This window comes from Rhizobium sp. UBA1881 (assembly GCF_002338015.1).
Lineage (GTDB): Bacteria > Pseudomonadota > Alphaproteobacteria > Rhizobiales > Rhizobiaceae > Rhizobium.
Map to the genome: position 1 here is coordinate 1 of NZ_DDHH01000210.1, position 5,950 is coordinate 5,950.

The following is a 5,950-nucleotide window of genomic DNA, read 5'->3' on the forward strand; positions in this document are numbered from 1 at the left end:
CGGTGCCGAAATCGTCGATGGCGATGCGGATGCCGAGTTCCTTCAGCGCCTTCAGGAGCGGCAGGCTCTGGCCGACATCGGCGAGGAAGACTGATTCCGTGATCTCGATCTCCAGCCGCTCCGGCCGCAACCCGCTCTCGTCGAGCGCCGAGACGACGCTGGCAAGCAGGCTGTTGTGGCGAAACTGGCTGACCGAGAGATTGACTGCCACCTTCAGGTTCGAGGGCCAGCGCGCCGCCGTGCGGCAGGCCTCGCGCAGCACCCACTCGCCGATCGCAACGATCAGCCCGGTCTCTTCCGCGACAGGAATGAACTCCATCGGCGGCACCAGCCCGCGCTCCGGATGGTTCCAGCGGATCAGCGCCTCGAAGCCGCCGAGACCGTCATTTTCCAGCTGCACGATCGGCTGGTAATAGAGCTCGAACTGGTTTTTCTGCAGCGCCTCGCGCAGCTCCACCGTCAGCATGTGCCGGCGCTCGGCCTCAAGCCGCATCGAGGGCTCGTAGAAGCGATAGGTCGAGCGGCCGCTTTCCTTGGCGGCATAGAGCGCAAGGTCGGCATGGCGCATCAGCACGTCATCGTCTTCGGCATGATCGGGCGCCAGCGCGATGCCGATGCTGCAGGTGACATGCTCGTTGACGCCATCGAGATCGAAGGGCGAGGAGAGCGACGTGAGCAGCTGCTCGGCGAACCGCTCGATACAGCCGGCCTCCCGGAAGCCCACCACCAGCGCGAACTCGTCGCCGCCAAGACGCGCCACGAGATCGCCGTGGTCGGCAAGACCGGTCAGCCGCGCGGCCACCTGGCAGAGCAGCGCGTCGCCGGCCGCATGGCCCTTGCTGTCGTTGATATGTTTGAAGTGATCGACGTCGAGATAAAGCAGTGCCACCGGCTTGTCGGCGGTGGCAAGCGCGGAGACACGCTTGATATGCTCGGCGAAGAAGGCGCGGTTCGGCAGGCCCGTCAGAACGTCGTGCATGGCCATATAGGCCAGCCGCGCCTCGACCGAGCGCTCCTCGGTCACATCCTGCGAGATGCCGAGCAGGTAGCGCGGGGCGCTGCCATCGGGCGACGGCAGGGCGCGCTTGACGGTTCTGAGGATACGCTGCTGACCATCGCTGCGTTGCATCGTCTCTTCGAAGCTGATCGCCGCGGGCGCCGCGAAAGCACGGGCATCCTGCTCGCGAAACGCAGCCGCCTGCTCGTCGTTGAAGAAGATATGGTCGCTGCGGCCGACCACGTCGAGAGAATGACGGCCGATGATGTCGCCGCAGGCTTCGTTGAAGAGGATATAGAGACCATCCGCGTCCATATCCTTGACGAACACGCCGACCGGCAGGTTGTCGACGATGCTATCAAGCAGCGAGCGCGTGTCGCTCACCTCGCGATGCGCGGCATTGACCTCCGTGCGGTCCTGCACGATGGCGAGGATTGCATCGCGGCCGTTGAAACGCACGCCGCGCCCGTAGGTCATCACCTCGAGCATGGTGCCATCGGCCTTCAGATGCGTCCAGCGCCCGGCCCGCTCCATGTCGGAGCGCGCGTGCACGGCGGTAATCATCCGCTGGCGCTCCTGGGCGGGGCGAATGTCGAGCACGGTCATGCCTGAATAGGCTTCCCGCGAATAACCATAGAGATCGACGGCGGCGTTGTTGACGATCAGGAAACGCAACGTGTCGGGGTCGTAGACCCACATCGGCGACGGATGGGTTGCGAAGAGAGACTGGAAATCATCATTGGGAGTATCGGTCGAAACGAATGCTCTCTGAATACCTGTCATCGGCAATATCACATGAATTTGATGGCTGATCCTGTCAGTTATAGTGAAAAAAGCTAAATAAAATCAGAATCATAGTTCGCACAAACTTTAGGCGAACCGCCTTCGCCATGTGCAGCGCTAACCGCTTGTTACGATGTTTCGCGGCTTTTCTTCACACACTGGAAAGGTCTGCACAAAGATCGACCAACTAATGGTGGCTATGCGCGCACTGGCCGTGATCGGCCAGAACCTCGATCACCCGGCACTGGTCGACCCGCCCGTGACCGCATCCGGCGACCATTGCCTCCAGCTCCACCTTCAGCGCCATCAGGCTGCGGATGCGCTGCTCGACATCGATGAGCCGCGCCTTGGCGATCGCGTCGGCCGAAGCGCAGGACTGGTTCGGATCGTCCTGCAGAATGAGAAGCGTACGGATCGCATCGACCTCGAAGCCCAATTCCCTGGCATGGCGGATGAACACGAGGCGGCTGATATCGGCGGGCTCGTAGGAGCGCTGGTTGCCCTCGCTGCGGCTTGGCGCGCTCAATAGTCCGATGCCCTCGTAGTAGCGGATGGTCGGCACCTTCACGCCGCTTTGGCGCGATGCCTCGCCGATGGTGATCTTTTTCATCATTTCCCCCTTGCACCTCTAGTCGCTAGAGGATGTAGGAAGGATGCTCGTCAATGACAAGGAAGCCCATAAGGAAGCCGATGATGAGCGACAGGATCGAGAAGCGCTACAGGGTCGAAGGCATGGATTGCGCCAGCTGCGCGGCCAAGATCGATACCGCCGTGCGCCGCGTCTCCGGCGTCGAGGACGTCTCGGTGTCGGTAACATCAGGCACCATGACCGTGCGCCACGACGGCAGCAGCGACCTTGCCGCGATCGAAAAGAAGGTGACCGGCCTCGGCTACGGCCTGCGTCCCTTCGCGACCACCGAGGCACCCCGCCCGAGTAGCCAAAGCGCCGGGCATGTGCACGGACCGGACTGCGGCCACGATCACGGACACAGCCACGCGCGGGACGATGCGCACGACGAACATGATCACGATCACCATGACCACGCACACGATCATGCCCATGACAGCCAAGACGCACCCGCCGAAATCGAAGGCCTGCATGGCCATGACCATGCGCCCATGTCCGGCCCATGGTGGCAGAGCCGCAAGGGCCGCCTGACGATCCTCTCGGGCGCCGCCCTCGTCGTTGCGTATGTTGTCGGACATCTCGTTCCCTCGATCGCGCCCTATGCCTTCATCGCCGCCATGCTGGTCGGTCTCATCCCGATTGCCCGTCGCGCGATCATGGCCGCGCTCTCAGGCACGCCCTTCTCCATTGAAATGTTGATGACCATCGCCGCCGTCGGTGCCGTCATCATCCATGCCGGCGAGGAAGCCGCGACCGTGGTCTTCCTGTTCCTGGTCGGTGAACTGCTGGAAGGTGTCGCCGCCGGCAAGGCGCGCGCCAGCATCCAGTCGCTGACGACGCTGGTGCCGAAAAGCGCCCTTCTCGAAGCGGGCGGCGCAACCCGTGAGGTACCGGCCGAAACGCTTGCCGTCGGCTCGACCATTCTCGTGCGCCCCGGCGACCGCATCTCCGCCGACGGCATCATCTTGTCCGGTGAAAGCGCGATCGACGAGGCACCGGTGACAGGCGAAAGCACGCCGGTGCGCAAGGGCGAAGGCGACGTCGTCTTCGCGGGTACCGTCAACGGCGACGCGGCGCTGCGCGTCAAGGTCACCGCTGCCGCCGCCGACAACACCATCGCCCGCATCGTGCGCCTCGTCGAGGAAGCGCAGGATAAGAAGGCCCCGACCGAGCGCTTCATCGACCGCTTCTCGCGCTATTACACGCCAGGCGTCGTCGTCGTTGCCGCCCTCGTCGCCATCCTGCCGCCGCTGGTCGCTGGCGGCGCGTGGGACGAGTGGATCTACAAGGGCCTCGCGATCCTCTTGATCGGCTGCCCCTGCGCGCTTGTCATCTCCACGCCCGCCGCCATCGCCGCCTCGCTGTCCTCAGGCGCACGGCGCGGCCTGCTGCTCAAGGGCGGCGCGGTTCTTGAGACGCTGGGCAAGATCAACGCCGTGGCGCTCGACAAGACCGGCACGCTGACGGAGGGCAAGCCAGTTGTCACCGACATATTGAGCTTCGGCACGCCCGAGGCCGAAGTGCTGACCTATGCCGCGGCCATCGAGACCGGCTCCAGCCACCCGCTGGCGCTCGCCATCCTCGGCAGGGCCGCGCGCGACGCCATCGCCATCCCGCAGGCAACCGACGCCAAGGCACTGGGCGGCAAGGGTGTGGCGGCTACCGTCGCGGGTGAGCCGATCTTCCTCGGTTCCCCCAAGGCCGCAGCCGAACACGTTCCACTCTCGGACGAGCAGCAGGCGCGCATCACCAGGCTCAACGACGAAGGCAAGACCGTCTCCGTGCTTGTCGTCGGCGACCAGCTGGCCGGCGCCATCGCCATGCGCGACGAGACGCGCGACGACGCCAAATCGGGCCTCAAGGCGCTGACCGACGCCGGCGTCAGGATTGTCATGCTGACAGGCGACAACGCGCGCACCGCCAACGCCATCGGCAAGGAGCTCGGTATCGAGGTCCGCGCCGAGCTGATGCCCGAGGATAAGCAGCGCATCGTCGGCGAGCTGCAGAAGAGCGGCCTGAAGGTCGCCAAGGTCGGAGACGGCATCAACGACGCGCCGGCGCTGGCCGCGGCCGATGTCGGCATCGCCATGGGCGGCGGCACGGATGTGGCGCTGGAGACGGCGGACGCGGCGATCCTGCACGGCCGCGTTTCCGACGTCGCAGCCATGATCGCGCTGTCGAAGCGCACCATGCGCAATATCGGCGAAAACATCTCGATCGCGCTCGGCCTGAAGGCCGTTTTCCTGGTCACGACCATCGCCGGCATCACCGGCCTCTGGCCGGCCATCCTCGCTGATACCGGCGCCACGGTGCTGGTGACGATCAACGCATTGCGATTGCTGCGGCCGGTTTCATCACAGGCTTAAGACTGTGTTAACAGCACGCGTGGCGCGCATTTTCCCTTGAATTTTGAGGGGTGCAGCGCGCCACGATCCCTAGAGCGTGTATTCTTCAATCTATTCAACTAGATGCAAAATTAGGTAATTAAATTTTTCTTAAAAAGCGACGGCTGTTTGAGAGGTTTTTGCAAGGGGTTGCCTCTATCCGGCGCGAGTCATTCAATTTGCAAGGCTCGCATATGTTCCTAGACGGCATATTTTATCCCAATCAACCGCCCAGTGGATCCACATCCACGACCAGCCCTTCACAAAGCGCTCCGGAGGCATCGACACCACCCGAGCAATCCGCTTCCCCCTCCCCTGCAAGCGAAGAGCCCATCAGCTATCCGCCCGAGGAAACGGACGACCAGACTTACACCGCTAAGCCGCAGACCGACCCTGAGGGTAATTCCGAGCCTGAGGCAGCAGCTCCGGCCGGAACCCAACCGCAGCAGGCAACCCCCACGCAACCCGCAAGCGAGGCGGCAACATCAGGCGAAGCCAGCGAGCCAGCCGAACAGCCGGCCACGGAAACGCAGCCGGCCACCGCCGCTGAGCCCGTGCCGGCGCAGCCGGAGCAGAACGCCCCAGCGACGCCCGCCAACAACAATAGCAGCACCGCACCGGCGTCCGGCACCGGCGCGACGAGCGGCACGCCCCCCGTTGCAACACCATTACCGACGTCTCCAACCCACACCGCGGGCGCTTCGGCCACGAAGTCATCGACAACATCGGCAAGCGCAGTCGGTAAGGGCGATGACATCGATCTGACTGATCTGGTCCGCAAGCAGGCGGAGCAGACAAGCCAATCCCAGCGACTCCTGTCGATGTTCGCGGGCGGCTCGACCGGCACGGCGTCGCCGTTCCTGTCGCTCTTCGGCGTGGAAGCCGGCAGCGATGAAAGCCGCGTCAACGCCGTCACGCTTCTCTACCAGCAGTTTTGACGGCGCGCGCCGCAAGACGTCCGCGATCACCATTATAAAGCCCGGCGCATGCTCCCGCGCCGGGCTTTCGCGTTTCGTGAGCCGCAACCGGAAAGTGGCGCCTGCCACATTCTGGAACCTATCTCTTCCTCGCGCGTTTGTGATCGAGGAGGAGAAGCACCATGACCAATGATTTCAATCGTCCGAATGCCGCGAACACCCCACCACCGGCGAAGAGTTC

The 5,950-nt window shown here is 63.9% G+C and carries 4 protein-coding genes; 2 read left to right on the forward strand and 2 right to left on the reverse strand.

Annotation, left to right across the window (positions count from 1 at the left end; all coding sequences use genetic code 11):
- Together B3605_RS25365 and B3605_RS25370 are read right to left on the reverse strand one after the other, a co-directional pair.
- Window positions 1-1,780: putative bifunctional diguanylate cyclase/phosphodiesterase (locus tag B3605_RS25365; RefSeq protein ID WP_296436832.1), on the reverse strand; the 1,780-nt coding region annotated here is incomplete at its 3' end.
- Window positions 1,781-1,967: 187 nt separating this feature from the next.
- Window positions 1,968-2,390: a MerR family transcriptional regulator gene (locus B3605_RS25370; RefSeq protein ID WP_111563283.1), complete on the reverse strand. Its 423-nt coding sequence runs from the start codon at window positions 2,388-2,390 to the stop codon at window positions 1,968-1,970.
- Between the two features lie 83 nt (window positions 2,391-2,473).
- Between B3605_RS25370 and B3605_RS25375 the strand changes: the two genes are divergently transcribed.
- Both B3605_RS25375 and B3605_RS25380 read left to right on the forward strand, forming a co-directional pair.
- Window positions 2,474-4,774 (forward strand): heavy metal translocating P-type ATPase, encoded by a 2,301-nt coding sequence (locus B3605_RS25375; protein ID WP_296436833.1) that lies wholly within the window; start codon window positions 2,474-2,476, stop codon window positions 4,772-4,774.
- A gap of 212 nt (window positions 4,775-4,986) precedes the next feature.
- Window positions 4,987-5,730, forward strand: a complete 744-nt coding sequence (locus B3605_RS25380; protein ID WP_296436834.1) for a hypothetical protein — start codon at window positions 4,987-4,989, stop codon at window positions 5,728-5,730.
- Window positions 5,731-5,950: the final 220 nt, after the last annotated feature.